This window comes from Sorangium sp. So ce185 (genome assembly GCF_051526825.1).
In the GTDB taxonomy this organism is placed as follows: domain Bacteria; phylum Myxococcota_A; class Polyangia; order Polyangiales; family Polyangiaceae; genus Sorangium; species Sorangium cellulosum_D.
This window is the reverse complement of record NZ_CP150316.1, coordinates 13,316,430-13,341,206: the sequence shown is the minus strand read 5'-3', so window position 1 is coordinate 13,341,206 and position 24,777 is coordinate 13,316,430. Positions and strand designations below refer to the sequence as shown.

The window sequence follows — 24,777 nt, the reverse complement described above, 5'->3', positions numbered from 1 at the left end:
TGGCGGAAATAGCCAGTCTCATCACCCATCCATGGCACACGTGTGCCAGGCGGCCTCCGCCAGCGCATGCATGTCGTGCCTCGCGCCGCGCGGCGGGCCGTGCGCGCGCGCGAACCGCCGCATTTCGCGGTGAATCGAGCGAGCGGGCGGCTGGCGCGGGCCTTGCGACGCCGGCGGGCACCATGCGAACCCACCGCGCCCATTCCTCTCTCTGGCTTCTCCTAGCAACAGGCCTCCTCGCCGTCGGATGCGTCACGGAGTCCTCGTCACCCGGACCCGACGAGAGCGCGTCGCAGCGCGCGGCGCTCCACCGGGCTCAGTCGTGCGACGACCTCGAAGCGCTGCTGAAGCAGGACGCGCTCGCCAAGATGAACGCCCAGATCGACGCCATGATCGCGAGCTACGGGGCGATCAGCGACGGCCGCGGCGTCGGCTTCGGCGGCCCCGGCGTCGCCATGCCCGGGGGGGCCGCGGACCCCACCGGCGTACCTTCCCCGACGCCGCCCGTGGCCGGCAGCCCCGAGGACGCGGCGTCGGGCGGCGAGAGCGATGCCCCCGCCCACTCGGACACGAACACCCAGGTCGCCGGCGTCGATGAGGCCGATATCGTCAAGACCGACGGGAACAACCTCTACATCCTGCACGACCAGAGCTTCTACACGCTGACCGCGTGGCCGGCGTCGTCGCTCGCGGTGGGCAGCTCGCTCGCGATCGAGGGCAGCCCGCTCGAGATGTTCGTGGCGGGCGACAAGGTCGTCGTCTACTCGTCGGTCAACGGGGCCGCGATCTACGAGAAGGCGGGCGTCGAGCCGCGGCCGGGGTACTACGACTACAGGATCGACATCGGCATCGCCTTGCCCGCAGGCGCCGGCGATCCGGGCAGCGCGCCCGCCGGCACGCCGGGCAGCGCGCCGGGCAGCGGGCCGGACCAGGACGATGCGCCGGCGCCCCCGGAGGGGTCCGGCACGCCGTCCAACCCGGGCGGCGGCGACCCGCCGCCGGACGGCGCCGACAAGCCCGCGGAGCCGATGCCGGACGGCGACACCGAGCCCACGCCGCCGGACGGCGCCCCGTCCCCCGATGAGCCGGTGACCGACGCGCCCCCGCCGCCCGACGCCTACGCCCCGCTCACGAAGCTCACCGTCCTGAGCCTCGCGGGCGGCGCCCCCAGCGTGGCCAGGGAGCTCTACTTCGAGGGCGGCTACGCCTCGTCGCGGCGCGCGGGCGACGACGTCCGCACGGTGCTGTCCGGCGGCGCCCACGGCCCCGCGCTCAACTACTGGCCCACCGACCTCACCGCCTTCCCCGAGACCGCCGAGGCGTGGACCGCGGCGTTCGAGCAGCTCCGCGCCGAGAACACGGCGATCATCGAGGGCTCGTCGCTGTCGGCGTGGCTGCCGTACCGCTTCGAGAAGCAGGGGGAGACGGTCACCGAGCTCGGCGCGAGCTGCGCGGACTTCTACGTCCCCGAGACGGGCACGACGTCGTACGGCCTGACGCAGATCGAGTCGATCGACCTCGCCGACCTCGACGAGGCGCCGGCGTCGACCTCGATCATCGGCGCGACCGACACCGTGTACTCGAGCCACGACGCCCTCTATGTCGCCGCGCGCGGCTGGCAGGCGCCGACGGCGCCCAGCGCGGTGAACGCGAGCACGGACGTCACGCACCTGCACAAGTTCGATCTGGTCGCCGACCCGAGCCAGCCCCGGTACGTCGCGTCGGGCTCGGTGCCCGGCCACATCCTCAACCAGTTCTCGCTCGACGAGCACAACGGCAAGCTCCGCGTCTCGACGACCGCCATGGTGCCCGGGACCGAGCGGTGGACGACCCGCAACGGCGTGTTCGTCCTCGAGCCGCAAGGGGCCGAGCTCTCGCGCATCGGCGCCATCACCGACCTGGCCCCGGGCGAGCAGATCCGCTCGACCCGGTTCATCGGGGATCGCGGCTACGTGGTGACGTTCCTCCGGGTCGACCCGCTCTTCGTGCTCGATCTCTCCGACCCCGAGTCGCCCTCCGTCGCGGGCGAGCTCAAGATCCCCGGCTTCAGCGAGTACATGCACCCGCTCGACGACGGGCACCTCCTGGCGATCGGCAGGGACGGCGACGAGAGCGGCGTGGTGACCGGCCTGGCGCTGCAGATCTTCGACGTCACGGACCCGTCGGCGCCGGAGCTCCTGCACAAGAAGTCGCTCGAGGGGGACTACACGTCTTCCGAGGCCGAGTACAACCACAAGGCGTTCACGTACTACGGTGAGCGCGACGTGCTCGCCTTCCCGGTCGTGAGCTACGACCGGGAGACCGGCGCGGTCGCGAGCACGCTGGAGCTCTTCAACGTCGATGTCGCCGACGGGTTCAGCCACCTCGGCTCGGTCGACCACAGCGGCTTCTTCAGCGCGACGTCGGGGTGCTACTACTACGGCGGCGCCGACGTGAAGCGCGGCGTGTTCGTCGAGGACTACGTCTACTCGATCTCGCACGGCGGCGTGCTCGTGAACGCGCTCGACGACCTCGCGACGCCGGTGGCGTCGCTGCCCCTGCCCGCCCCGACCTCGTGGGGGTCCGCTTGCGGCGGCGGCGGCGACGTCGCCGAGCCCGGGCCCGCCGAGCCCGCGCCGACGCCGGCTCCCCGCGGCGAGGAGTAGCGCCGGGCGGCGGAACGCAGGCCGCGGCGCCCCTCGAGCGGGGGCGCCGCGGCGGCGCCGCGGCGCTCAGGCCCCCTGCCGGGGCGCCTCCCACGGGTGATCCGGGTAGAACTCACGCATGAGCCGCGCGGTGTAGGCGACGAGGTTCGCGAAGCCCTCGGCCCTGCGCCTCAGCGGCGAGTCGAAGAAGGGCGTGAGGATGCCGGCCAGCGCCGCGAAGGCCGTCGCGTCGACGCCCGCGGGGCGCCCGCCGAACAGGTACGGCCTGTCCCCGAGCAGCGCCGAGAGCGCGGTCAGCGAGCGCACGCCGAGCGAGACGATCTCCTCGTTCGAGTGACGCGCGATGCCGAGCGCGCGGTAGTTCTCGCGGACGCGCGCGAGGAGCTCCTCGCGCAGCTTCGGGCGCTGCTCCTCCGGCGCGCCGTCGACGAAGTGCGCCGGGCCCTTCGCGAAGTTCTCCGGGATGAGCCAGCGCGCGTACCCCGAGGTCGCGACGAAATGGTTCTCGAGCATGCGCTCGATGGCCCACGCCTCGGCGCGCTGCCGCGCGTCGAGGCCCGCGTCGAGATCCTTGCCGTACTTCCGCTCGAGGTGCTCGCGGATGAAGTGCGAGTCGGCGACGCGCGCGCCGTCGTCGTCGATGAAGGGAAGCTGCCCCTTCGGCGACAGGTCGGGCCGCGCGCGCTCCTTCCGGTAGGGCAGGCCGAGGAGCTTGAGCTGGACCTCGGTCTTCGTCACATAGGGGCTGGCTTCGGGCAAGCCGAACGTGGGGCCGAAGCCGTAAAGCGTGATCATGAGAACCTCCGGGAGCTTGGGTCCGCCGTGGACCGCGCTTGATGTAGCCTCGCCCTGCTGACAACCTGGTGTCAGCATCCTCGTGCGGCGCGCCGACCGATTGTTCCAGATCCTTCAGATCCTGCGCCGGCAGCGGGCGCCGGTCACCGCGGCGGCGCTCGCCGAGGAGCTCGAGACGTCGAAGCGGACGGTGTACCGCGACGTCGCGGATCTCCTCGCCCAGCGCGTCCCGATCCGGGGCGAGGCCGGCACCGGCTACGTGCTCGAGCGCGGCTTCGACATGCCGCCGCTGATGCTCACGCCCGACGAGATCGAGGTCGCGGTCCTCGGCGCGCAGTGGGTCGCCCACCGCGGGGACGCCGCCCTGCGGAGGGCGGCGCAGGACCTCATCGCGAAGATCGCCGCGACGGTCCCCGAGCGGCTACGCCCGCTCGTGCTCGAGCCGACGACGGGCACGCCCCCCGCGCTGGACCAGGTCCCCGACGGGCTCGACCTGGCCGAGGTGCGCGCGTCGATCCGCGCCGGCACGAAGATCGCGCTCCGCTACCGCGACGAGGCGGGCCGCGAGAGCGAGCGCGTCGTGTGGCCCGTCGTGGTCGGGTATCGCGAGTCGACGCGCCTCCTCGTGGCGTGGTGCGAGGTCCGCCAGGACTTCCGCTCCTTTCGCACCGACCGCGTGGTCGGCGCCACGTTCCTGAAGGAGCGCTACGGCGAGAGGCCGAGCGCGCTGCGCGCGCGGTGGCGCGCAACCCTGCCCGCGCGCCGCGAGCTGTGGAAGCGCACGGGCGCGCCGCGCGCCGGGGAGTGACGCGGCGTTCGACCCTGGCCGGGAGCTGATGCGTGGGGGCCGCTCCGCCCGCGCCGCCGGTCGTGCCAGCGCGTCGTTCGGCGCCGGCGGAGCCGCGCGCAGCGGGCAGCCCCCGGGCTCAGGGCGCCTCGGCGTCCGGGCCGCCGGAGGGCGCGTCCGGCGCGGCGCCCGCGCTGCGGTCCGGCGCTTCCGCCGGCCGTGCCTTCTGCTCCAGGAGAACGAGGACCACATCCACCGTGGCCCCCACAGCGCGGTTGACGAGGCGGATCGTCCCGTGGACGCCGGACAGCGTCGTATCGTGGATGACCCGAATCCCCCTCACGGGCGCCTGGATCGGGGGGATCTGCTCCAGCAGATCGAAGGGCAGCTTCGCCGCGTGCTTCTGCAGGCGCTCCACGGCCCGCGAGCCGTGCTCGACCGCCTCCTGCACGAGATCCTTCAAGCCGCGCCACCGCTCCATCACACCGCCTCCTCGCACCACGCGCGGATCTGCGCGTAGACGTCCGGGTCGTGGGCCAAACGCAGGTGCCCGAGCGACGGCATGATCCGCGCGTGCGCTTGAGGGAAGGGCGAGCACCGGTCCTCGGCGACCGCCCGGCCCGTGGCGCTCCTCAGCGAGACCATCGCGTCGCCGAACAAGAGGGAGAGCCTCGGGTCGGCCGTGAGCGCGCCGGCGATGAGGTGATGGCGAATGTGGGGGAGCAAGGGCACGGGATGACGGCGATTCTGGAGCAGGGCGTCGGCGCCGGCGCCCTCCCAGTCCTCGCGGCGGAGGTTGGCGTAGCCCAGGTCCTTCATCCCGCCGCTGCGGAGGTTGACGATATCGGCGATGAGCTTCGTGTACGGATTGCCGATGCTCGCGAGCGCCCACGTGACAGCGTTGCCGAAGCGCTCCAGCGGTGCGCCGAGGTGCGGTGTGCCGAGGTAAAAGGCCCGCTTGACGAGGGGCAGCCACCTTCGAGGTTTGTCGCTCGCCGCGTGCGCGGCGCTGCGCGCGACGAGGCCGCCCATGCTGTGGCCGATGAGGACCAGCTCCTCCACGGCGACCGGAGAGGCGCAGACGAGCTGCTCGAGGAGGACATCCAGGGCCTCGCCGTTCTCGGAGACGCGAAGGCCGCTGTTGTACCGCACGTAAAACGGCGTGTACCCGAGGTCGCGCGCAAGACGCGATCCGTACGTCTCGCCGTCCGGCATCGTCCAGATCTCCTCGGTGCTCATCAGCCCGTGCACGAGCACGACGACACGGGGTGTGGCTCGAGCAGCGGCGGCCGCGGGGAATGCCCTGGCAAGCGGCAGGCGGCGTCCGTCGCGGACGAGCTGCATCGCGGTCGCGAGGCCGTTGCTGGTCCGCTGCAGATGGTCGCCGAGGAGCCCGTTGAGCACCCCGACGACCCGCTCCAGGTTGTTTCCCATGCGCCGATCCGGCCCGCATCGTGGCACGGATCGGCGCCTCGCGCAGCGCTGCAAGGCGGCGGGCGACTCTGCAGGTCGGAGCGGCGCCGCATGCCGAGCTCGGCGGGTGGGGCGCAGCCCGCCCGCTCAGCGCCCGAGCTTCGCGAGGAACGCGTCGCGGCCGCCCTGCCCCGCGAGCGGCCCGCCGCCGAAGTCGAGGGCGCCGTCGAAGTAGCCGGTGAGGAGGACGTCCCCGCCCGGGTCGAACGCGACGTCCGTGGGCGTCTGGCTCTGCGCGTCGCCGAAGCGATCGCCCCACAGCGCGCGGCCGGCGGCGTCGAGCTCGACGAGGAAGACGTCCTCCTCCCCCGCGCTCTCGATCCGCCCGCACGCGAGATCGAGCGCGCCGCGGAAGAACCCGGCGACCGCCACGTTGCCGTCCGCGTCGGCGGCGATCGCCGTGCCGTCCTGCCGGAGCGCGCCGCCGAGGCGGCGGCTCCAGACGTGACGGCCCCTCGGGTCGAGCTTCAGGACGAACGCGTCGTTGTCGCCCGCGCTGCGGCGCGGTCCGCCGCCGAAGTCGACGCTGCCGGCGAAGCCCCCGGTCACGAGGACGTTGCCCCGCGGATCCACCGCGACGGCGGAGGCGTTCTGGCTGCCGGGATCTCCATAGCTCCGGCTCCAGACATGATGGCCGTCCGGATCGAGCTTGGCGACGAAGATGTCGGAGCTCCCGGCGCTCGGGAGCGGCCGGCCGCCGAAATCGAGGCCGCCGCCCAGGGAGAACCCCGCGAGCACGATGTTGCCCGCGCCGTCGACCGCGAGGCCCTCGCCGCGATCGATATCCACGGTGCCGAAGGCCTTGCTCCAGAGGTGGTCGCCGGAGGCGTCGAGCTTCGACACGAAGATATCCTCGTCGAACAGGCCTCCTGTGCTGACGAGCGGCGACGCTCCGCCGGAGAAGTCGAGGGAGCCCTCGAACGAGCCCGAGACGAGGACGTTGCCGGCGCCGTCCGCGGCGATAGAGCGCGGGAAGTGGCGCTCGTCGCCGGACGCGGCGCGGCTCCAGAGGTGGCCGCCGCTGGCGTCGAATTTGGCAATGAACGAGATCTGGAGTCCGTCGAAGGGGTTCATCAGCGGGCCGCCGCCGAGATCGATGGGGTCGCGGAAGCCGCCCGCGAGCAGGATGCCGCCGTCGGCGTCGACGGCGACGGCAGAGGCAAACGATGACGGGGCGTCGAAGGCGCGGCCCCAGAGGAGGCCCCCGTCGGCGTCGAGCTTCGCGAGGAACGCCCCCGAGGCGGAGACCGGCCCGCCGCCGAAGTCGACCGTGCCCGCGGCCGAGCCCGCGAGGACGATGTTCCCCGCGCCGTCGGCGGCGACCGAGTACCCGATCTGCTCGCGATGATCGCCGTACCGCCGGCTGAAAAGGTGGGCGGCGCCGGGACACGAGCGGTGGCACACATAGCTCGCGGGCGGGCGCGGCGCCTCGCGGCGCGCGGGCTCCGCGTCCTCCGCGCGGCACGGCGGCGGGGGCGCGCCGTCGCTCGGGACCGCGCTCGGGACCGCGCCGTCCACGTCGCGGCGCGGCCCGCGAGGGGGGACGGCGGCGTCCTCGACGTCCCCGGGGCCGCCCCGGCGGATCGGGGCGCAGGGCGGAGACGCCGCCTCGGCGGGGATCGCGAAGAGCACAGGGAGGACGAGGAGGAGCTGAGGAATAGAACATCTCATGATGTTCTCCGGTGCCGGAGCGCGGCTGTCCGTTGCTATCGCACCGCGGTCATCGGCCGATGCCGCCCAGCGCGCCGCCTCGGACGAGCCCGCTCCCCGCTGCCGGACGGCCTCGAGCGACCAGCGCGAAGCGCTCGACGCCCGCCGCGATTTCGAGCGCATGACGGGGCGGAGCCGGATGGATGGCTTGACAACGGACCGGCCGATCGCGCCTGCTGGCACGATCCCCGCGCCGCGCTCCGCCGGTGGGGTGTAGGTCGAACACGCATGATCACCGGTCTGGACCTCTTCGCAGCGCTGCATCGCATCGTACAGGACGCCACAGACAGCCTGCCTGGAACGCGGCGCGGCGGCCTGCTGATCCGAGAGGGAGATCGCCTGTTCTACCGGGCCGCCGTGGGCCTCGAGAGCCTGCTCTCAGGCCCGCTGCCGATCCCGTCGGACGCGGGGCCGGCCAGCGCGGTCTCGCAGCTCGACCCGGGCGACGGCGCGCGCGCCGTGGCGGCGGCCGCGTGGTACCGAGAGCACCTGCCGGGCGCGGTCGCGCTCGACTGGCTGCCCGCGGACGCGGTCGTGGTCCTCGCGGCGGTGCGCATGCGCGGGCGGCCGGTCGGCGTGCTCGCCGTCGAGCAGCCGGCCGCGGAGCCGCTTTCGGACGAGCGCAGGTTGCGGCTGATGGCCCTGGCCGGCAGCGCCGGCGCGGCGCTCGAGCGGCGCGAGCTCTTCGACGACAAGGCGCGGTCGGCCCACGAGAACCGCGTGCTCGAGGAGGTGCTGAACGCGGTGGCCTCGCAGGCCAGCCCGCAGGAGCTCGTGGAGATCATCTCGAGCGGTATCAAGAGCGTGCAGCTGCGGCCGCAATGGAGCGCGGTGGAGCTCGCCCTGGTGGAGGACGACACCTGCGGGGCCTCGCCCGCGAGCGAGCGCGGCGCGGACCGTGAGCTCCGCGTCTACCGGGCGCCGCGGCGCGCGCCGGTGGTCTACTGGAACAACCTGCGGGAAGGCGCGCTGGTCGCGGGGCGCGCCCTCGGCGTCGGCGTGATCCACCGGTGCGGCAGCGCCGGCGGCGAGGGCGGCCAGAGCGCGCTCATCGACGAGGGCGTGCGCCGCGGGGTGAGCGGCATCGCCGTGGCGCCGGCCGACGCCGCGGCCCTCGAGCCGGCGATCCGGCGAGCGGCGGAGGCCGGGATTCCGGTGATCACGTTCGATACGCCGCCGGCCGACGGCAGCAGGGCGCTGGCCTACGTCGGCACCGACAACGTGGCTGCCGGCCGGCTCGCCGGAGAGACGATGGCGCGGCTCCTCCCGGACGGCGGGGTCGTGGGCGCGCAGGTCTCGTCGCTCCGCGCCATGAACGGTTGCGATCGGGTCGCGGGGTTCGGCGCGGCGGCCTTCGGGACGTCCATCTCGATGCGATCTCCGCTGGAGAGCCACTACGATACTTCCGCGGCGATGCAGCTCGCCCTGGACGCCTTGCGCGAAGGAGGGCTGTCCGGCGCCTTCGGGGCTTGCGCCGAGAACGGCCTGGCCTGGGGCGCGGCCGCGAGGGCCCTGGGGAGGGCGGGAGATCTCAAGATCGTGGCGTTCGATCTGATCCCCGAGACGATCGCGATGCTCCGGGAGGGCACCATCCATGCGGCCGTGGTCCAGCGCGAGCACGACATGGGCTATCGCGCCGTCGCGCTGCTCCACGACATGGTGTCGAGGGGGGTGGAGGCGGCGCTGGCCGAGCTCCCGGCGCCGGGGCAGGCCGAGGATCGGCGCCTCCCGCGCTTCATCGACACCGGCGTGGACCTCGTGACCCTCGAGTCCACGCCCTGGTCTCGCCCGCTGTCGGAGCAGCTGACCCTGGAGACGAGCCGCAAGTCCGCGAGCCGGAGGCGCGGGGGCGCGGCGGTGGATCGCTCGCGCGAGCTCCTCGTCATCAGCCTGGACGCCGACGAGCAGGGCCTCGTCGAGGGGCGCGCCCGGCTCGAGCGGGAGTCGCTGGTCGGCCGGGTGCTGAGCGCCGGCCGGTCGGTCGTCATCGACACGCTGGCGGGCGAGCACGACCTCTGGCCGGATGTCGTCGAGGCGCGCCGGAAGGGCAGCCGCACGCGGGCCGGCGTCCCGCTGCTCGCCCGGGGAAGGGCGCTCGGCGTCCTGGTCCTCGACAGCGAGCGGCGCGCGGCGTGCTCGCCCGAGGACCTCGAGCTGATCGAGCGCATCGCCGACACCCTGGCGGTGGCGCTCGAGAACGCGCAGCTCCTCCGCCGCGTCACCGAGCGGACCCAGGAGCTCGAGCAGGCGAACCGGCAGCAGGCGGCGCTGCTCAGCACGATCCATGAGCTCTCCAGCCCGGTGGTCCCGGTCGCGCGCCAGATCCTGGTGATGCCCATCGTCGGGGCGATGGACAGCCAGCGCTCGGGCCGCTTCCTCGAGTCGATGCTGCGGGAGATCTCCGAGCGGCACGCGCGCGTGGTGCTGATCGACGTGACGGGGATGGCGGCGGTGGACACCGCGGCTGCGGATCACCTCATGACGGCGGCGCGGGCGGCGGGGCTGCTCGGGGCCGAGGTCGTGCTCGTCGGCATCACGCCGGCGGCGGCGCAGCTGATGGTGGAGCACGGGCTGGACCTCGGGGGCGTCGTCGCCCGCTCGACCCTCGAGCTCGGGTTCGCCTACGCGCTGTCGAAGACGGGCGGCCGGCTCGTCTACGGCGGCTCGCCCCACGCTGCGCGGTCGTGAGCCGCGCGCCGCGGCGCGCCCTCGGCCCTTCGGCGGGCCGGCGGCGCCGAGCGCGCCCCTTCAGCCGGCGTCGAGCTCGAAGGCGCCTTCGTAGATGGCGTCGACCGGAACGGCGGCGCCGATCGCGAGCGAGATCGCGCCTCCCGCCTCGATCACGAGGTAGCGCCAGGAGCCGTCGGCCTCGCGCCGGAAGTGCTCGACGCGCACCGAGGTCTGCGAGACGAGCAGGTAGTCGGTGAGGGACGGGATGCGCTGATACGCTGCCCACTTCTCGCCGCGGTCGTACGCCTCGGTGCTGGGCGACAGGACCTCGACGGCGACGCTCGGGTTCGCGAGCACGTCGCTGGTGCCCGGCTCCATCCGCACACCGCCGCACGCGACGACGGCATCCGCGTAGACGTAGCGCTCCCCCTGCTTCGCGGAGATCCGCTGGTCCGGTGACAGGACATGGCACGGCCTGCCGCGAACGGCCGCGCGGAGCTCCGCCCCCACGGCGTTCGAGAGGAAGTTGTGCCGCGGGCTGCCGCCCGCCCTCGAGCGGATCTCGCCGAGGCGATACTCGTGCTTAGCGACCTGCCCGCGCTCCCACTCGAGATACGCTGCAGCGCTCATGCGCTGGGTGGCGGCGGCGTCGCCCATGAGCACGAACGTAAGGTAACAGCAGTGCAGGAGCCAGGTTCAGCGACTCAGGCTGCGCGGCCGCCTGCCTGCCGTCGCTGCCCGAGGGGAGCAGACCGGCGCGTCAGGTGCCGAAGCGGCGCGCGTTGCGGAGGCGGGCCTTCGCGGCCTCGACTTCCTTGTTCTTGGGCGGAGCGGTGGTCTCCAGCGACTCGACGAGCCGGCGCGTGATGGCGGCGATGTCGTCGACGGCTTGCTCGAAACAGGCGACGTTCTTCCCGCTGGGGCTGCGGGTGCCGCTCACCTTGCGCACGTATTGCAGGGCGGCCGCCCGGATCTCTTCCTCCGTCGCCGGCGGCTCGAAGTTGAATAGAGGACGGATGTTCCGACACATGCCGCGAGCGTACCGCCGAACGCGGCGCGGTGGAACCGGCGCGGCGAAAACACGGCCAAAACGGCGCGGTCGACCGGCGCGGCGCTCCCGTCCTGCGCTGCGGCGCTGCGCCTTGCGCGACGTGCGTTATCGCGGCTCCAGCTGCTCCAGCTCGCGCACCCGGGCCTCGAGCTCGCGCACCCGCGCCTCGGCGGCCTCCCTGGCGCGCGCCTCGGTCGCCGCGACCTCTTCCTGGGTGGGCACGAGCTCGCCCTTGCCGTCCGGGCGCGCGAGCCGGAGCCGCGCGTCGGCCCCGCTGCCCACGACGCAGAGCCAGCTGTCGAGCGCGGGGCTCCACGCGGGGCCGGCGCCGGCGTGCACGCGCACGTACGCGCCGTCGGGGTCGCGCCGGTAGGCCTGGAGCGCCACCCTGCCGGCGGGCGGCCGCTGCGCGGCGGCCAGCGGATCGAAGATCGCGAGCTCGGGACAGCCGAGCTGGCAGTACTTGAGCGGGATGTCCTCGTAGGCCTTTTGCCAGTCGCTCGCCACGATCTCGAGCGCGAAGCGCGGCGGGCGGTGGCCGGGCAGCCAGGTCTGCCACTGCTTGGGCAGCGGCGGCGCGGGGCGGTGATCGAGGAGGTAGACGTCCGGCGAGACGCGCACGAGCGGCTCCTCGCGCACCCACGCGAAGAACCGGTCCGACCCGGCGTGGTGGTCGGTCCAGCCGCGCTCGCGCGCGAGCTGCGCGATCGAGGACAGGAGCAGGCGGGCGATCTCGTCGTGCTCGCCCCACGCGCCGATGCCGTCCGCGTCGTCGAGGTACCAATCCGACCAGTCGATGGTCGCGCGGAGCTCCTCGGGCTCCGGATCGCGGACGACGAGCGCGCGCGGGAGGCGCGTCGCGTGGGGGTTGGCTCCGGTGCGGACGGGCGGCACGAGCTTCGACCGTAGCACCCCCGGCGCAGCGGCGGGAGGCGGGCGGGCGCGGGCGAGCGGCGCGGGCGGGCGCGGGCGGGCATTGCGGGCAGGCGAGGGCGAGCGGCGCGTCAGGCGTTGCGGGCCGCCGGCCGGCGCGGGCGGACGGCGGCGCATCGCATCGCCAGGGCGCGCTCGGGGCTCCCGGTGCCGCGCGCGGGTGCCATGTCGGCGGCATGCGTTTCGAGGGGGTCCTCTTCGACGTCGACGGAGTGGTGGTCGACTCGCCGCACGAGCGCGCCTGGCGCGAGGCGCTGGAGGCGCTGATGGCGACCGAGTGGCGCGCGATCGCGCCCGAGACGCGCTACGCGCCCGAGCGGTTCACGACGGCCGTCTACCAGAGCGAGGTCGCCGGCAAGGCGCGCGAGAGCGGCGCGCGCGCGGCGCTCGACTACTTCGGCGTGCCCGACGCCGCCGAGCGCGCGCGGCGCTACGCCGAGCGCAAGCAGGAGGCGCTGCTCCGGAAGATCGAGGCGGGGGAGTTCGTCGTCTTCCCTGACGCGATGCGGCTGATCCTAGGGCTCAAGGCGCGCGGCGTGCCCATCGCGGCGGCGTCGTCGTCCAGGAACGCAGGCGAGCTCCTCCGGAGGATCCGCGCCGACGCCTTCGCCGAGCAGCAGCGCACCCGCCGCCCGGCCGTCGCGCCCGGCACGACGCTGATCGACCTGTTCAACGCCGACCTCTGCGGCGTCGCGGTGGCGCACGGCAAGCCGGCGCCGGACCTGTTCCTGGCCGCCGCGCGCGCGCTCGGCGTGCCCCCGGCGCGCTGCCTCGTCGTCGAGGACGCCCCCTCCGGGGTGCAGGCCGCCAAGGCGGCCGGGATGACCGCGCTCGGCGTGGCGCGGCTCGCCGACGACGCGCTGCTGGCCGCCGCGGGGGCGGATCGGGTCGTGACGACGCTCGACGCGGTCGATCCCGACGCCGTGGTCGAGGGGCGGATCGCGGCGCGGGCGGCGTGAGGGGGTGCGCGGGCTGCCCGCGGCGCGCGGTTCGAGCCCACGCGGGGCGTCGCTCTGTGGTCTGCCGGTTGCCCCAGGGAAGCGGCGAACCCATGGTCGTCTCCACCGCGTGTCCAGCGGTCCCAGACTTGCCCAAGCGAGAGATCTGGTCATAATGGTCATATGCGCAAGGCGTCGCTCGCGGAAGCAAAGGCTCACCTTTCCGCCTTGGTGGATGAAGCGGAGCATCACAAAAGGCGCACCTTGATCCTACGGCATGGCAAGCCCGTGGCTGCGATCGTGCCGATCGATGTGGCTGTCCCGCCAAAGCCGCATCTGTCCAAGGTGGAGATAGAGCGACTGTTCGCGGGGCTGGGTTCGACGGCCCCCCAGGAAAGCGCGGTGGAAGATCTGCTCTCGGGGCGACGATGAAGCTCGTTCTCGACGCTTCCGTCGCCGTTGCCGCCGTGCGGCCGAATGAGCCTTCTCATGCTGTGTCGCGGGCCCGAGTCACGCGCATTCTCGAAGGTCTCGACGAGTTCATCGTACCAGCGATCTTTCCGATTGAGGTCGGCGCATCGCTGGCGCGCGTCGGTGAGCCGACCGCGGCCGTATGCGCTTATGTCGATGCGCTGATGTCCGTCGCGATCGATGTGGCCACCATAGGTCCCTTGCGCGCGCGAAGAATTCGAGACACGGCGATCGCATCGAAGCTTCGCGCAGCGGACTCCGCCTACGTCTGGCTCGCGGCTCAAGAGGCGGTGCCCTTGTGTACACTCGACAGGGAGATGACGCAGCGAGGCAGCGCCTTTTGCCGAGTGATCCCGCCTTGATTTGAGCAGGCCGCCCCTCAGCCACCCTGCTTGCGCACGACCGCGAGGCTCCAGATCTCCCCGGCGCTCGTGCCCACCCACAGCGTCGGCGACCCCTTGCCGGCGGCCACCAGCACGGTCGGCTCGCCGCGGGCGCCGAGCGCGACGCTGGCCGTCGGCGCGAGCGGCGCGCCGGAGGCGGCCTCGATGGCGGCGCCGTCGAACAGCGCGACGCGGCCGTCGGCGAAGCAGGCGAACAGGCTCGACTCGAGGACCGCCACATCGGCGACCGGGTCGCTGAAGGCGAGCATCTTCGCCGCCAGCTTGCCCGACGACCGCACGACCGCGCAGGCCGCGCTCGCGCCGCGCTTGTACACCGCCGTCAGCTTCGGGCCGCCGCGCACCCGGTCGAGGTTCTGGGCCGCGCGCGGCAGCGAGGCGCGCAGCGTCGGGCCCGGCTCGGGCGTCGCGCCGGGGTGGACGCGGAGCTCGCCCCCTTCCCCGGCGCCGTCCATCACCGCGTGCGTCTCGGTGTCGGTCACGTCGAACGCCCGCGCCGCGCCGCGCACCGCGAACGTGCGGCCGTTCACCTCGGTCTTGTCGAGCTTCAGCTCCGTCGCGCTGCCGTCCCACCCCAGCGACAGCGCCGTCTCGCCGGAGGGGCGCGTCGCGAGCTGCCGCGCGTCCCGCCCGACCTGATCGAGCTTCGGGCCGTGCGTGATGCCGAGCAGCGCCCAGACCGCGTCGTCGCTCCGCACCACGGCCACGTCCTTCGAGAGCAGCGCCACGTCGTGCGCCGAGGAGAGCGACAGGTTCGTCGTCTTCGCGCCGGCGCCGCCGATCGGGCAGACGCCGAGGCGCACGGGGTCGGTCGACACCATCGCGACCAGGCCGGGGCTCGCGAGGAACGCGGCGCCGCGGATCTCCGCATCGAGGCCGTGCACCTTGCGGGGGGAGCTCAGATTGCTGAAGGGCATGGCCGACGAAGATACCGGTTCTCGCGGGGCGGCGTCAGCCCTTGATGAGCGAGCGGACCTCGATGTCGAGGTTCTCGGACTCCGCGACGGCGTCCATCGCCTTGCGGAGCTGGGCGAGCGACACCCCGACGGGGACGTCGACGTGGGCCTCCATCCGGAAGAGCTGCGAGCCGGTCACCGGCGCCTCGTAGGCCGAGGTCTCGAGCGAGACGATGTTGACGCCCGCGCCGTGGAGCGCGCGCGACACGGCGCGGACGATCCCCTCGTGATCGAGCGCGTCGACGGAGATGACGCAGGGGATGGTCGCCGCGCGCCGGTGCGACTCGGGGCTCTTGGTCCTGCGGCTCTGCACCGTGAGCCCCGTCGCCCGGGTGAGCGCCCCGGTGTCGCGCTCCACCGCCTCGATCGCGCCCGGGGGGCCCGACGCGAGCAGGAGGATGCCGAACTCGCCGCCGAGCACCGCCATGCGGCTGTCCTCCACGTTGGCCCCCCGCTCGGTCAGGTAGTGGGTCACCTCCGCGACGAGGCCCGTTCGGTCAGGGCCGAGGCAGGAGAGGACCAGGAAGGCTTCGGGCTCGGGCGTCGTCGTCATGCGGCGCATCTTAGTCCGATCCGCGCGACCGACGCGACCGACGCGACCGACGCGACCGACGCGACCGGCGCGACCGGCGCGACCGGCGCAGGCCATCGCGGGCGCGCGTCCGCGGCGGCGAGCGTCCGGGCAGCGCCGACCAGGTCGGCGCGCGCGCGTCCGCGGGGATCGAGCAGCCGCGCGCCGCGGCCGACGAGGCGCTTGTCTCCGGCGGGGCGGTGGGCGAGAGGACGGCCATCCCCATGCCGTACGAACGCGACAACATCCACCGCCTCACGCCCTACACGCCCGGCGAGCAGCCGCAGCGGGCCGACGTGGTCAAGCTGAACACCAACGAGAACCCGTACCCGCCGCCGAGCGCGGTGCTGGAGGCGATCCGGGGCGTCTCGGCCGATCAGCTCCGCCGGTACCCGCCGCCCCGCGCGCAGCAGTTCCGCGAGGCCGCGGCGAGGCTCCACGGCCTGTCGCCCGAGCAGGTGATCGCCACGAACGGCGGCGACGAGCTGCTGCGCATGGCGGTGACGGTGTTCTGCGAGCCCGGCGGCCTCGGCCTCGGCGAGACGTACCCGACCTACTCGCTCTACGACGTGCTCGCCGAGATCCATGGCACGACGATCACCCAGGTCCCCCTCGAGGAGGACTGGTCGGTCCCGGAGGACTTCGCGAGCCGCCTGAACGACCGCGGCTGCCGGCTCGCGCTCCTCGTCAACCCGCACGCGCCGTCGGGGCGGCGCGAGCCGCTCGACAAGCTCGAGCGCATCGCGCGGGCGTTCCGCGGCGTGGTCCTGATCGACGAGGCGTACGTCGATTTCGCCGAGGCCGACGCGATCCCGCTGCTCGATCCGGCGCGGGGGCTCGACAACGTCCTGCTCCTGCGGACCCTGAGCAAGGGGTACTCGCTCGCGGGGCTCCGGTTCGGGTACGGGCTCGGGCACCCGCGGCTCATCGAGACGCTCGACAAGGCGCGCGATAGCTACAACACGGATATCCTCGCGCAGGCCGCGGCGACCGCGGCGCTGTCCGCGCGGGACGAGGCGAGCGAGAGCTGGGAGCGGGTGATCGCGGAGCGCGCCCGGCTCACGGCGGCGCTGCGCGAGCGGCGGTTCACGGTGGCGCCGAGCCAGACCAACTTCGTCCTGGCGACGCCCCCGGCAGGGGGGCTGTCGGCGCAGGCGATGTACCGGGCGCTCTACGACCGGGCGATCTTCGTGCGCTACTGGGACGCGCCGCGCCTCCACGACAAGCTGCGGATCACGGTGGGCACGCCCGAGCAGAACGACGCGCTGCTCGGGGCGATCGCCGACGTGTCGCGCGCGGCGGCCGGGGCGTAGACAGCCCCGGTTCGCTGTCCGCTTCGTGCGCGAGTGTACGATCCTTGCGCAGCTCCTCACCTCCCCTGCCTCGCATTTCGCCGAGCGGCCCCGCTGGCCTCGACCGTGCAACGAGCCGCGCGCGACGGACAGCGCGCCCGCGAGGTCGGCTGATCCGGCTTCATTCTTCACGAGGAGAGGAGATCGCTTCATGCGCCACCCCAGCATCCGGTCATCGAGTCACGTCCTGTCGCGCCTGCTTCGCGGCGGGAGCGTCGTCTGCCTTTCTCTGGCGCTCGTGCCGGCGTGCGGTCCAGACGCCGGCGACCGCAACCCGATCGGCGCGCTGACCTCCGGCGTGAGCGACGCGGGCGGCGGCGGTGAGGGCGCGGGCAATGGCAACAGCGGCGGCGGCCCTGGCAGCACCGGCGGCGACGGCAACGGCGGCGGCAGCGACGGCAGCAGCGGCGCGGGCGCTCCGCCCGGCGCCTGCGGGCTGAGCGGCGCCACCGTGGAGCGCTCCTATTCGCCGAAGCTGTTCGCCGCGGGCGCGGATCCCTCCGGGGACGCCGCGTGCAGCGGCGTGCTCAACCCCGAGCGCGGCCTCTTCCGCTTCACGGATCTCCGGAGCCTCGGCTCGCTCTCGCATCTTCGGGGCGAGGGTTACACGCTGATCTACGGCAAGGTGCTCATCGACGACTACCGCACGCGGGACATCGACCAGGACCTCGTCGACCAGCTCAACGCGAGCTTCGCCGCCGTGCGCGCGGCGGGGCTGAAGGTGCTCCCCCGCTTCTACTATGCGGACACGGGCACCGCGCCGGACGCGCCGCTCGACCGCGTGCTGTCCCACATCGACCAGCTCAAGCCCGTGCTCGAGCAGAACGCCGACGTCATCGCCGTGCTGCACCCCGGCTTCGTCGGGGCCTGGGGCGAGTGGCACTCCTCGACGAACGACCTCACCAGCCCTGCCAGCCGCGAGCAGATCTTCGACGCGCTGCTCGCGGCGCTGCCGAGCGACCGGATGACCCTCGCGCGCCGCCCCTCGCACAAGCGCGAGGCGTACGGCGGCCCGCTGACCGAGGAGACGGCGTTCTCCGGAGCGCCGCTCTCGCGCGTCGGCCACCTCAACGACTGCTTCCTCGCGAGCGCCGACGACGTCGGCACCTACCAGCTCCCCGGCGAGAAGGACTATGCCATCGCGGACTCCGCGTTCACGCCCGTCGGCGGCGAGACGTGCGCCCCCAATCCGCCGCGCAGCCAGTGCCGCTCGGCGCTCGACGAGCTCTCGCTGCACCACTGGAGCTTCATCAACACGGACTACCACACCGACGTGATCGACGGCTGGCGCTCCGAGGGCTGCTTCGAGACGATCGCCTGCCGCCTCGGATACCGCTTCGCGGTGATGGGGCACGCGTCGCCCGAGCAGGTCGGGCGCGGACAGCCGCTGTCGCTGCGGCTGCGCCTGTTCAACGATGGGTATGCCCGGGCCTACAATCCGCGCCCGGTCTACCTCGTGCTCCAGCAGGGCGAAGCGCGGCGCGTCGTCCAGGTCGACGCCGATCCGCGCCGCTGGGCGCCGGGCGAGGAGAGCGACCTCTGCCTCGAGGCGCAGATCCCGGCGGATCTCCCCCCGGGCGACTACCGGCTCGGCCTGTGGCTCCCGGACGCGTCCGAGCGCCTTCGCGACGACCCGCGCTACGCGATCCAGCTCTCGAGCGGCGCGGCGTGGGACGGCGCGAGCGGCGTCAACCTGCTCGACGCCACGGTCCGGGTGGTCGAGTAGGCGGCTCCCCTCACGCCGGCGCCGGGAAGGCGCGCCGTGCCCTTGCATCTCCGGCGCGCGGGCTTACCTCATCGCGTGATCCCGGCCCTCATCTCGCGCGTGGGCCCAGGCGGATCGTCGGAAAGGAACCGGAAAGGAAGTCACGCCATGCGCGCTGTCGATCGTCTTGAAGTCGAGAACAACCCCGCCGTCACTGCCGAGGGCGGCGAGGGAGCTCCGTCCGGGAGCGAGAAGACCGTCGAGACCTCCTGGTCCGATGCCGTGCGCCTCCTGGAGCAAGCCGCCGCCATCGCCGCCGCGCGCGGGTGCGACCCGCAGTCGTTCACGAACGCCGCCTTCGCCGCCTACGTCGCCAAGAACCCGGCCTTCCGCCAGTGGCTCGAGACCGCGCATCTCGCCCACCGGCTCGATCACCTGCGGCGGGAAGGGCGCGTCGGGGTGGCGTGATCGCCGCCTGGCGCAGCGCTCACAGCACCCGCGCGAACGCGCTCTCCAGCGCGGCTCTCCCGCCGCGCTCGATCACGTCGCCGTGCGCCACCACGATGCGCTCCGGCGCCCACGCGAGCATCCGCTTCACCGCCGCGCCCACCGCCGCGCGATCGCGCATCATCGAGCGCGCGAAGCGCGACGGACCGAACCGCCCATACGCCCCGTTCAGGCGCATGAAGAGGCGCGTCGGGAAGTGCGCGCTCTGCGTGATGTGAAAGCAGAGATCCCAGAGGAAGAGGGTCTTGCTCGGCCGGTGAAAGAAGACCACCTCGTCGACCTTGGGCATCCCGCCGACCGTCACCTGGTCGAACTCCGCCGCCCACAGCGGGTCCGGCGCGTCGCCGAGCTCGTCCGTGAACGCCACGTCGGGGCGCTTCTCGCGGAGCCGCCGGGGGCCGTACAGCCGCGCCCCCGGGAACGCCCGCGCCGCCGGCGCGAGGCCGAGGTGGTGGAACAGGTTCGGCGCCACGATCGCCCGCACCTCCCCGAGCGCCCGGATCTCGCCCGCCACCTGCTCCACGCCCGGCAGCGGCGAGAAGAGGAGCAGCCCGCCGTCCCCGAGCCGCACGACCGGAGACCGCACCGGGAAATGCATGGCTGGCAGCTTCAACGTGTCTTCCGCAACCCAGAGGGCTTGATCGAGTTGTCGCAGCATGCTCCAATTGGTAAAGCTGCTTGACCATTTAGTCAAGCAGCTTTACCATCATGGCCAAGAACGACCTCGATCCCAGCGATGTCGCGGAGCTCGAGCGGCGCAAGCGCGCGAGCCTCGGGCAGCTCCTCCTGCGCTCGGCGCGGCTGCTCGACGAGCGAGCGGTGGCGCGCATCGCGCGGCGCGGGGCGCCCGGGGTGCGCCGGGCGCACACCGCGCTCATGCCGTACATCGATCTCGAGGGCACGCGGCTGACCGATCTGGCCGAGCGCGCCCGGGTGACGAAGCAGGCGGTGGGTCAGCTCGTGGAGGAGCTCGAGGCGATGGGCGTCGTGGAGAGGACGCCCGATCCGGACGACCGGCGGGCCAAGCGGGTGCGCTTCACGCCGCACGGGCTGAAGGCGCTGCTCCACGGGCTCGGGGTGCTCATGGAGCTGGAGGAGGAGCTCACGCGGAAGCTGGGCGAGAAGCAGATGGCGTCGCTGAAGAAGGGGCTCGCGGCGCTGCAGGCGGCGTTGGAAGAGCCGCCGGAGGGAGGGTGAGCGCCGGGGCGGAGGATGTCGCGCAGGCGCTGGGCGAGCCGCTGCTCAGGAGCGCGATCGCCAGGGTGCGTATTCCGGGCCGACGTGACGGCCGATTCCGAGAGCACGTGACGGCCCGTTCCGAGGGGACGCGACCGGGCGTTCCGGGCCACCCGACGGGGTGTTCCGACACACCTGACGGCTCGTTCCGACGCACGTGACGGGCCGTTCCGAGGGACGCTCCGCGGCGGGTCGATGCGGAAGAAGAAGGCGGTGGCTTCCGAGGTGACCGAGACAAAGACCTGACCGCGCTCGTCGCTGCGCTCCGGTCCACGTCACGCCACCATGCGCGACGACTGGCTTGAGCAGCTCATGGTGGCGTTCAACCGCATCGTGGCGGACCATCGTGTCTTCCGCGAAATCTTCGCGGTCATATGAGGGGATGCCTCAGGGGGATACCGTCTCGCGAGTCCCGGATCGGGCGTGGCGCCGATGCGGGTCGCGCCTTGCCGCGACGGCCCCCGTCACGCGTACTTTTTGCCGCGCCTTCTACCTATCTTTAGAAAGTCGATCAGCACCTCGAGCTTGGGGGCGAGGTTCAGCCGGCTCGGGTAGTAGAGAAAATAGCCCGGGATGTGCGGGCAATACCCATCGAGCACCCGCACGAGTCGCTTCTCGGACACGAGCCCGCTCACCATGTCTTCGAAGACGTAGGCGAGTCCGACGCCCTCGACGGCGGCGTCTACCAATACCGACCCATCGTTGGTCACGACGCGGCCGTCGACGACCAGCTCGAACTCCTTGTCGCCCTCGACGAACTTCCACCGGGCGACTGCGCCCGTCGACATGCGCAGACCAATGCACTCGTGCCCGTGAAGCTCGCGCGGATGCGTGGGCTTGCCTCGGCGCGCGAAGTAGTCCCGTGAGCCGACGACCACGAGGCGCTGGTCCGGGCTAACGCGAACAGCGATCATCTCGCGATCGAGGCTGTGGCCGAGGCGAATCCCCGCGTCGAAGCCTTCGACTACGATGTTCGACAGCGCCTCCTGGAGACAGATGTCGATTCGGATGTCGGGGTACGCGGCGAGAAAGGCCGCGAGCTTCGGCTTGATGACGTCGTTGTAGCCGGTTCGGAGCATCGTCAGGCGCAACAGCCCCGATGGGCGTCCGTTCATGGCCATGAGCGACTCGAACGCGGCGTCGATGCCGTCGAATGCAGGCCTGAGCTGCCCGATGAAGTGCTCACCGGCCTCGGTCAAACCGACGTTGCGTGTGGTTCGTTGAAGCAGGCGCACACCGACGCGCTCTTCGAGGGCGCGAACGATCTGACTAACGGCAGATGGCGTCACCCCCAGCTCGGCGGCCGCCGCACGGAAGCTCCGCTTTTCGGCCACGCAGAGGAGGGCCCGAAGCCCGGATAGGTCGTCACGCATTGTTTAGCCTGGCTACCTATAGCATGCACGATTCCGCGCGTTCTCTTTTTTGTTTGGCGAGACTAGTGTCTCCGAAGCGAACAACGCAGAGGAGAACACTCATGACGCCCGCGCTCCCCAAACCCATAGCCGCCTATGTCGAGGCAAACGCACAGCTCCATGTGGACGGCATGCTGAAGCCTTTTGCCGCCGATGCGGTCCTCTCGGACAACGGAAAACGTCACGAGGGCCACGCCGAGCTGCGAACCTTGTTTGAAGACGAGGTGATCGCCGTCAAGGCGATCTTCACGCCGGATGCCGTTCGCCACGAGGACGGTCAGGTCGTGGTCGAAGGTCTTGCCCATGGCGACTTCAAGGGCAGCCCGATCCGCTTCACCTATCGCTTCACGCTCGAAAACGACGCTATCAAAGCACTGGAGATCACGATATGAACATCAAAGCTGATCCCGCGGAGTTCGCTGGAAAACGTGTGCTCGTGAGCGGCGGCAGCAAGGGTCTGGGCCGCGCCACCGTCGACCGCTTCCTGGCCGGGGGCGCCAGGGTTATCACCGCAGCTCGCGGAACCCTGGAGCCCATCGACGGCGTCGAGTTCGTCCGCGCGGATCTGACGACGGCCGAAGGCGGCGAGACCCTGGCCAAGGCGGCGCTCGAGCGTATGGGCGGCGTCGACATCCTCGCCCACGTGATCGGTGGCTCGGCCTCGCCGGGCGGCGGCTTTCTCGCGCTGACGGACGATCACTGGCTCGCCGAACTGAGCCTGAACCTCATGGCCACGGTCCGCCTTGATCGCCTCTTGGCTCCGCAGATGATGGAACGGGGTGCCGGCGCGATTGTGCATATCACCTCTATCCAATCCATCCTGCCGCTTCCCGAATCGACCACTGCCTACGCCGCCGCAAAGGCCGCGCTCAGGACCTACAGCAAGTCGATCTCCAAAGAGCTGGGGCCGAAGGGCGTGCGGGTCAACGCCGTCTCCCCCGGCTGGATCATGACCGAGTCGTCCGTCGACATGCTGAAGCGTCTGCAGGCCGCCAATGGTGGCACGGTCGAGGAGGCGCGGCAAGTAGTCCTTGTTGCTCTGGGCGGTATCCCGATCGGGCGTCCAGCCGAGCCCGAAGAGGTTGCCGATCTCATTGCCTACTTGGCCTCGGATCGCGCCGCCGCGATCCACGGCGCCGAGTTCATCATCGACGGCGGCACCGTCCGGACCGTCTGACGTGGGCGTCTGCGCCGGGACGCTGTACCGGTGGCGGCATGATAGGCTGCACGGCGTTCTGGTGAAGGACGATCCGGTCCCCCGGGACCGGTGAGCGCCCGCCCAAATCCCTCCTTCGGAGGCGAAGTGAGGCGCAGGCGAACGAAGACTCCGGATTCGGCGCGGCCCGCTGCTGGCTCTTTCGGCGCCCTGAGCGGAACGGCTTCTACGCCGCAGACCTGACCTGAAGCTCTCTCGCCGCGCGAAGCTGCCGCCCGCGATGGCGATCCCGTTGGGACAGAGTTCGGTTGCGGGACGGCTCGCGTTCAACGAATAGGCGTTTGCGGGACTGCGCCGGAACCTCGCCGCCGCTGCTGCTCAAGCGCAGTCCCGCAAACGCCTATTCGTTGGGCCCGGGTTGGGTCGATGCCTTCCAAACGGGTGCGATCAGCGGCCTGGTGCCCCCAAAATCCCGGAGGAAGCGACGGATCGCGACGGTTCGGCACCGCAGATTCGTTCCGTGTCAACACCTCCCCCCAAACAGCGGACGAGCTTCGGCGACCTCTCGCCTCTCGCTCGCCCCACCGCCCCAGCGACTCTCCCCGGAGCTCAGCGCTTCCCCCGGACCCGCCTCCGCGATACGACATCGCCGTGACCCGCACGATCGCCCGCTGGCTCCCCCTCCTCGCTGCGCTCTCCTCCAGCTGCGCCCCCGCGCCGGCCCCCGCCGCACCGGCGGCCGACGGGGGCGCCGCGAAGGCGGCGAGCGCGGCGCTCACCGCGCTCTCGCACCGCAAGTTCGACATCCAGGGCTGCGCCGCTTCCGAGGCGCGCGTCGTCCCGGAGGCCGAGGCGCGCGCGGGCTCGCCTCAGGGCGAGCGGTGCGTCATCCTCGTCGCGCGCCAGAGCGACCAGACATGGCTCGTCGCCGTCCGCTCCTCGCTGTCGTCCAGCTCCTTCGGGGCGCAGGCGCTCGTGACCGTCCTCCCCCAGGCCGAGGGCGTCGGCGCCATCGAGTACACGCGCTGATCCAGCGCCGCGTCCGCGCCGCTCCGGCGCGGCCAGGCGCTCACCGCGCCGTGGCCCAGCCGCTCACCGCGCCGTCGCGACGAGGAACAACCTCCGGAACGGAAACGGCGTCTTCCCGTCCGCCGCCTTCGGATACGCCGCAGCCACCCGCGTCCCGTACGCCTCCAGGAACTCCGCCCGCTCGTCCTCGCCATCGAGCGCCGCGAGCAGCGGCCGCAGCGCCGTCCCCAGGGTCCACTCGACCACCGGGCTCTCGCCCTCGAGGACGTGCAGATACTCCGTCTCCCACAGGTCGATCCGCGCCGCGTGCGGCGCAAGCACGTCGTAGTACGCCGCTGGCGCCGCGACCGGGCTCTCCCGCACCAACCTCGCCAGCCTGTCGCGGAAGCGCGGCATCCGGCTCACCTCCACCATCGCCGTGTGCGACGGCGCGCCGTGGTTCCGCGGCATCTGCACCGCCAGCACGCCGCCGCGCGCGAGCCGACCGAGGAGCGCCGGAAACAGCGCCGCGTGGTCGTCCAGCCAGTGAAGCGCGGCGTTGCTGAAGATCAGCGCCGGCGGCGCGGGCGGCGCGAAGCGCGCGATGTCGCCCTCGACGAACCGCGCCCCCGGCAGCACGGTGCGCGCCTTCGCCAGCATCTCCGGCGAGCTGTCGACCCCGAGGACCCCCCGGTCCGGGAGGCGCTGCGCCACGAGGCGCGTGATGTTGCCCGCCCCGCAGCCAAGGTCGACGATGTCGCCCGGGACGGTGACGTCGACCCGCCCCAGCAGATCGACCGCCGGACGCGCCCTCTGGTCCTCGAACTTCAGGTACTGAGCAGGATCCCAGCTCGCCATGCCGCCCTCCATCGGACCAGCGCTGCAGCTCGTGAGCTCCCCGCTGCCCGTGTCATGCCTTCCCGTTCCACCAGATCCGGACGCGCCTGTCGACGCAGAAATCAGGGTTGCCCGCTCCCCCGCGGCGATCGCCGGCCCGCCG

26 protein-coding genes are annotated in these 24,777 nt (G+C 72.4%); 14 read left to right on the top strand and 12 right to left on the bottom strand.

Going from position 1 to position 24,777, the window contains the following annotated elements; all coding sequences use genetic code 11:
• Positions 1–368 precede the first annotated feature (368 nt).
• A complete protein-coding gene (locus WMF26_RS49330; RefSeq protein ID WP_437998368.1) occupies positions 369–2,645 on the top strand; it encodes a beta-propeller domain-containing protein in 2,277 nt (758 codons plus the stop codon).
• A gap of 66 nt (positions 2,646–2,711) precedes the next feature.
• Here the strand turns inward: WMF26_RS49330 and WMF26_RS49325 are convergent, their stop codons facing one another.
• Complete coding sequence (locus WMF26_RS49325) at positions 2,712–3,440, bottom strand: glutathione S-transferase family protein (protein ID WP_437998367.1); 729 nt, start codon at positions 3,438–3,440, stop codon at positions 2,712–2,714.
• A gap of 82 nt (positions 3,441–3,522) precedes the next feature.
• Here WMF26_RS49325 and WMF26_RS49320 point away from each other — a divergent pair, with 82 nt between their 5' ends.
• Positions 3,523–4,248 (top strand): helix-turn-helix transcriptional regulator, encoded by a 726-nt coding sequence (locus tag WMF26_RS49320; protein WP_061629761.1) that lies wholly within the window; start codon positions 3,523–3,525, stop codon positions 4,246–4,248.
• Positions 4,249–4,366: 118 nt separating this feature from the next.
• Here the strand turns inward: WMF26_RS49320 and WMF26_RS49315 are convergent, their stop codons facing one another.
• From WMF26_RS49315 to WMF26_RS49305, 3 genes are all read right to left on the bottom strand, one after another.
• Positions 4,367–4,708: a hypothetical protein gene (locus WMF26_RS49315; RefSeq protein WP_437952993.1), complete on the bottom strand. Its 342-nt coding sequence runs from the start codon at positions 4,706–4,708 to the stop codon at positions 4,367–4,369.
• Entirely contained in the window at positions 4,708–5,661 is a 954-nt protein-coding gene (locus WMF26_RS49310; protein ID WP_437998366.1) for an esterase/lipase family protein, read from the bottom strand. Before WMF26_RS49310 ends, WMF26_RS49315 begins: the two co-directional genes overlap by 1 nt.
• Positions 5,662–5,787: 126 nt before the next feature.
• On the bottom strand, positions 5,788–7,371 hold the full coding sequence (locus tag WMF26_RS49305; RefSeq protein ID WP_437998365.1) for a nucleotide-binding protein: 1,584 nt from the start codon (positions 7,369–7,371) through the stop codon (positions 5,788–5,790).
• Between WMF26_RS49305 and WMF26_RS49300 the strand changes: the two genes are divergently transcribed.
• Positions 7,370–7,627 (top strand): hypothetical protein, encoded by a 258-nt coding sequence (locus tag WMF26_RS49300; protein ID WP_061621854.1) that lies wholly within the window; start codon positions 7,370–7,372, stop codon positions 7,625–7,627. The two genes, WMF26_RS49305 and WMF26_RS49300, sit on opposite strands and share 2 nt — an antisense overlap.
• A gap of 11 nt (positions 7,628–7,638) precedes the next feature.
• The gene (locus tag WMF26_RS49295) at positions 7,639–10,098 is read left to right on the top strand and encodes a substrate-binding domain-containing protein (RefSeq protein ID WP_437998364.1); all 2,460 of its coding nucleotides are present in this window, start codon (positions 7,639–7,641) and stop codon (positions 10,096–10,098) included.
• A 60-nt stretch (positions 10,099–10,158) separates the two neighbouring features.
• Here WMF26_RS49295 and WMF26_RS49290 read toward each other — a convergent pair whose 3' ends face one another.
• The 3 genes from WMF26_RS49290 to WMF26_RS49280 all read right to left on the bottom strand — a co-directional run bounded on the left by WMF26_RS49290 (position 10,159) and on the right by WMF26_RS49280 (position 12,043).
• Positions 10,159–10,737 (bottom strand): Uma2 family endonuclease, encoded by a 579-nt coding sequence (locus tag WMF26_RS49290; RefSeq protein ID WP_437998363.1) that lies wholly within the window; start codon positions 10,735–10,737, stop codon positions 10,159–10,161.
• Positions 10,738–10,840: 103 nt separating this feature from the next.
• The gene (locus WMF26_RS49285) at positions 10,841–11,110 is read right to left on the bottom strand and encodes a DUF2277 domain-containing protein (RefSeq protein WP_020741965.1); all 270 of its coding nucleotides are present in this window, start codon (positions 11,108–11,110) and stop codon (positions 10,841–10,843) included.
• 126 nt (positions 11,111–11,236) lie between these two features.
• A complete protein-coding gene (locus WMF26_RS49280) occupies positions 11,237–12,043 on the bottom strand; it encodes a Uma2 family endonuclease (RefSeq protein ID WP_437952988.1) in 807 nt (268 codons plus the stop codon).
• A 197-nt stretch (positions 12,044–12,240) separates the two neighbouring features.
• Between WMF26_RS49280 and WMF26_RS49275 the strand changes: the two genes are divergently transcribed.
• The 3 genes from WMF26_RS49275 to WMF26_RS49265 all read left to right on the top strand — a co-directional run bounded on the left by WMF26_RS49275 (position 12,241) and on the right by WMF26_RS49265 (position 13,835).
• Positions 12,241–13,023, top strand: a complete 783-nt coding sequence (locus tag WMF26_RS49275) for an HAD family hydrolase (RefSeq protein WP_437998362.1) — start codon at positions 12,241–12,243, stop codon at positions 13,021–13,023.
• Positions 13,024–13,185: 162 nt separating this feature from the next.
• The gene (locus WMF26_RS49270; RefSeq protein ID WP_437998361.1) at positions 13,186–13,434 is read left to right on the top strand and encodes a type II toxin-antitoxin system Phd/YefM family antitoxin; all 249 of its coding nucleotides are present in this window, start codon (positions 13,186–13,188) and stop codon (positions 13,432–13,434) included.
• The gene (locus WMF26_RS49265) at positions 13,431–13,835 is read left to right on the top strand and encodes a type II toxin-antitoxin system VapC family toxin (protein WP_437998360.1); all 405 of its coding nucleotides are present in this window, start codon (positions 13,431–13,433) and stop codon (positions 13,833–13,835) included. The genes WMF26_RS49270 and WMF26_RS49265 overlap by 4 nt, the downstream gene beginning before the upstream one ends.
• A gap of 17 nt (positions 13,836–13,852) precedes the next feature.
• Here WMF26_RS49265 and WMF26_RS49260 read toward each other — a convergent pair whose 3' ends face one another.
• Both WMF26_RS49260 and WMF26_RS49255 read right to left on the bottom strand, forming a co-directional pair.
• Positions 13,853–14,791, bottom strand: a complete 939-nt coding sequence (locus WMF26_RS49260) for a hypothetical protein (protein WP_437334876.1) — start codon at positions 14,789–14,791, stop codon at positions 13,853–13,855.
• Between the two features lie 34 nt (positions 14,792–14,825).
• On the bottom strand, positions 14,826–15,383 hold the full coding sequence (locus tag WMF26_RS49255) for a glycine cleavage system protein R (RefSeq protein ID WP_236644327.1): 558 nt from the start codon (positions 15,381–15,383) through the stop codon (positions 14,826–14,828).
• Between the two features lie 242 nt (positions 15,384–15,625).
• On the opposite strand from WMF26_RS49255, the gene hisC reads away from it, so the two are divergent.
• The 3 genes from hisC to WMF26_RS49240 all read left to right on the top strand — a co-directional run bounded on the left by hisC (position 15,626) and on the right by WMF26_RS49240 (position 18,926).
• Complete coding sequence (hisC, locus tag WMF26_RS49250) at positions 15,626–16,714, top strand: histidinol-phosphate transaminase (protein WP_437998359.1); 1,089 nt, start codon at positions 15,626–15,628, stop codon at positions 16,712–16,714.
• Positions 16,715–16,904: 190 nt separating this feature from the next.
• The gene (locus WMF26_RS49245) at positions 16,905–18,479 is read left to right on the top strand and encodes a DUF4832 domain-containing protein (protein WP_437998358.1); all 1,575 of its coding nucleotides are present in this window, start codon (positions 16,905–16,907) and stop codon (positions 18,477–18,479) included.
• A gap of 147 nt (positions 18,480–18,626) precedes the next feature.
• On the top strand, positions 18,627–18,926 hold the full coding sequence (locus WMF26_RS49240; protein WP_437334872.1) for a hypothetical protein: 300 nt from the start codon (positions 18,627–18,629) through the stop codon (positions 18,924–18,926).
• A 19-nt stretch (positions 18,927–18,945) separates the two neighbouring features.
• Here WMF26_RS49240 and WMF26_RS49235 read toward each other — a convergent pair whose 3' ends face one another.
• Positions 18,946–19,623, bottom strand: coding sequence for a DUF4336 domain-containing protein (locus tag WMF26_RS49235; RefSeq protein WP_437998357.1), 678 nt, complete (start codon positions 19,621–19,623; stop codon positions 18,946–18,948).
• 50 nt (positions 19,624–19,673) lie between these two features.
• On the opposite strand from WMF26_RS49235, the gene WMF26_RS49230 reads away from it, so the two are divergent.
• Entirely contained in the window at positions 19,674–20,162 is a 489-nt protein-coding gene (locus WMF26_RS49230) for a MarR family winged helix-turn-helix transcriptional regulator (protein WP_437998356.1), read from the top strand.
• 503 nt (positions 20,163–20,665) lie between these two features.
• On the opposite strand, the gene WMF26_RS49225 is transcribed toward WMF26_RS49230, so the two are convergent.
• Complete coding sequence (locus tag WMF26_RS49225) at positions 20,666–21,574, bottom strand: LysR family transcriptional regulator (RefSeq protein ID WP_020741952.1); 909 nt, start codon at positions 21,572–21,574, stop codon at positions 20,666–20,668.
• Between the two features lie 101 nt (positions 21,575–21,675).
• On the opposite strand from WMF26_RS49225, the gene WMF26_RS49220 reads away from it, so the two are divergent.
• The 3 genes from WMF26_RS49220 (at position 21,676) to WMF26_RS49210 (ending at position 23,798) form a co-directional block, all read left to right on the top strand.
• Positions 21,676–22,005 (top strand): nuclear transport factor 2 family protein, encoded by a 330-nt coding sequence (locus WMF26_RS49220; protein ID WP_044987164.1) that lies wholly within the window; start codon positions 21,676–21,678, stop codon positions 22,003–22,005.
• On the top strand, positions 22,002–22,790 hold the full coding sequence (locus WMF26_RS49215) for an SDR family oxidoreductase (RefSeq protein ID WP_437998355.1): 789 nt from the start codon (positions 22,002–22,004) through the stop codon (positions 22,788–22,790). Before WMF26_RS49220 ends, WMF26_RS49215 begins: the two co-directional genes overlap by 4 nt.
• Positions 22,791–23,420: 630 nt before the next feature.
• Positions 23,421–23,798, top strand: coding sequence for a hypothetical protein (locus tag WMF26_RS49210; protein WP_437998354.1), 378 nt, complete (start codon positions 23,421–23,423; stop codon positions 23,796–23,798).
• Between the two features lie 63 nt (positions 23,799–23,861).
• Here WMF26_RS49210 and WMF26_RS49205 read toward each other — a convergent pair whose 3' ends face one another.
• On the bottom strand, positions 23,862–24,635 hold the full coding sequence (locus WMF26_RS49205; protein WP_437998353.1) for a methyltransferase domain-containing protein: 774 nt from the start codon (positions 24,633–24,635) through the stop codon (positions 23,862–23,864).
• Positions 24,636–24,777 lie beyond the last annotated feature (142 nt).

Excerpts from the sequence above, each read along its gene's own strand:
- WMF26_RS49245 (WP_437998358.1), top strand. The coding sequence starts at position 16,905 with ATGCGCCACCCCAGCATCCGGTCATCGAGTCACGTCCTGTCGCGCCTG.
- WMF26_RS49220 (WP_044987164.1), top strand. The coding sequence starts at position 21,676 with ATGACGCCCGCGCTCCCCAAACCCATAGCCGCCTATGTCGAGGCAAAC.
- WMF26_RS49295 (WP_437998364.1), top strand. The coding sequence starts at position 7,639 with ATGATCACCGGTCTGGACCTCTTCGCAGCGCTGCATCGCATCGTACAG.
- WMF26_RS49240 (WP_437334872.1), top strand. The coding sequence starts at position 18,627 with ATGCGCGCTGTCGATCGTCTTGAAGTCGAGAACAACCCCGCCGTCACT.
- WMF26_RS49290 (WP_437998363.1), bottom strand. The coding sequence starts at position 10,737 with ATGGGCGACGCCGCCGCCACCCAGCGCATGAGCGCTGCAGCGTATCTC.
- WMF26_RS49270 (WP_437998361.1), top strand. The coding sequence starts at position 13,186 with ATGCGCAAGGCGTCGCTCGCGGAAGCAAAGGCTCACCTTTCCGCCTTG.
- WMF26_RS49300 (WP_061621854.1), top strand. The coding sequence starts at position 7,370 with ATGATGTTCTCCGGTGCCGGAGCGCGGCTGTCCGTTGCTATCGCACCG.
- WMF26_RS49260 (WP_437334876.1), bottom strand. The coding sequence starts at position 14,791 with ATGCCCTTCAGCAATCTGAGCTCCCCCCGCAAGGTGCACGGCCTCGAT.
- WMF26_RS49315 (WP_437952993.1), bottom strand. The coding sequence starts at position 4,708 with ATGGAGCGGTGGCGCGGCTTGAAGGATCTCGTGCAGGAGGCGGTCGAG.
- WMF26_RS49285 (WP_020741965.1), bottom strand. The coding sequence starts at position 11,110 with ATGTGTCGGAACATCCGTCCTCTATTCAACTTCGAGCCGCCGGCGACG.
- WMF26_RS49225 (WP_020741952.1), bottom strand. The coding sequence starts at position 21,574 with ATGCGTGACGACCTATCCGGGCTTCGGGCCCTCCTCTGCGTGGCCGAA.
- WMF26_RS49310 (WP_437998366.1), bottom strand. The coding sequence starts at position 5,661 with ATGGGAAACAACCTGGAGCGGGTCGTCGGGGTGCTCAACGGGCTCCTC.
- WMF26_RS49275 (WP_437998362.1), top strand. The coding sequence starts at position 12,241 with ATGCGTTTCGAGGGGGTCCTCTTCGACGTCGACGGAGTGGTGGTCGAC.
- WMF26_RS49265 (WP_437998360.1), top strand. The coding sequence starts at position 13,431 with ATGAAGCTCGTTCTCGACGCTTCCGTCGCCGTTGCCGCCGTGCGGCCG.
- WMF26_RS49235 (WP_437998357.1), bottom strand. The coding sequence starts at position 19,623 with ATGCTGCGACAACTCGATCAAGCCCTCTGGGTTGCGGAAGACACGTTG.
- WMF26_RS49325 (WP_437998367.1), bottom strand. The coding sequence starts at position 3,440 with ATGATCACGCTTTACGGCTTCGGCCCCACGTTCGGCTTGCCCGAAGCC.
- WMF26_RS49255 (WP_236644327.1), bottom strand. The coding sequence starts at position 15,383 with ATGACGACGACGCCCGAGCCCGAAGCCTTCCTGGTCCTCTCCTGCCTC.
- WMF26_RS49215 (WP_437998355.1), top strand. The coding sequence starts at position 22,002 with ATGAACATCAAAGCTGATCCCGCGGAGTTCGCTGGAAAACGTGTGCTC.
- WMF26_RS49205 (WP_437998353.1), bottom strand. The coding sequence starts at position 24,635 with ATGGCGAGCTGGGATCCTGCTCAGTACCTGAAGTTCGAGGACCAGAGG.
- hisC (WP_437998359.1), top strand. The coding sequence starts at position 15,626 with ATGCCGTACGAACGCGACAACATCCACCGCCTCACGCCCTACACGCCC.
- WMF26_RS49230 (WP_437998356.1), top strand. The coding sequence starts at position 19,674 with ATGGCCAAGAACGACCTCGATCCCAGCGATGTCGCGGAGCTCGAGCGG.
- WMF26_RS49305 (WP_437998365.1), bottom strand. The coding sequence starts at position 7,371 with ATGAGATGTTCTATTCCTCAGCTCCTCCTCGTCCTCCCTGTGCTCTTC.
- WMF26_RS49330 (WP_437998368.1), top strand. The coding sequence starts at position 369 with ATGAACGCCCAGATCGACGCCATGATCGCGAGCTACGGGGCGATCAGC.